Raw genomic sequence first — 274 nt, 5'->3', positions numbered from 1 at the left:
ATAAAAATCGACAGTGCGGCCCCGGCTGTCGACGGCCCGGTACAGATACGCCCAGCGGCCATTGACCTTCACGTAGGTTTCATCCATGTGCCACGGGCAAAGATCGGAAGGGTTACGCCAGTACCAGCGCAGCCGTTTTTCCATTTCAGGCGCATAACGCTGAACCCAGCGGTAAATCGTGGAGTGATCGACATTCACTCCGCGTTCAGCCAGCATCTCCTGCAGCTCACGGTAACTGATGCCGTATTTGCAGTACCAGCGTACGGCCCACAGA

Annotated in this window: 1 protein-coding gene; it reads right to left on the bottom strand. The window is 56.6% G+C overall.

All coding sequences use genetic code 11. The annotated features are described in order from the left end of the window. On the bottom strand, positions 1-273 hold a 273-nt coding region (locus tag OGY13_RS01710; RefSeq protein ID WP_250382585.1), incomplete at its 3' end, for an IS6 family transposase. Position 274: the final 1 nt, after the last annotated feature.

The organism is Citrobacter sp. Cpo045, assembly GCF_030332875.1.
GTDB classification, from domain to species: domain Bacteria; phylum Pseudomonadota; class Gammaproteobacteria; order Enterobacterales; family Enterobacteriaceae; genus Citrobacter; species Citrobacter portucalensis.
This window is presented reverse-complemented; position numbering and strand designations above follow the sequence as displayed.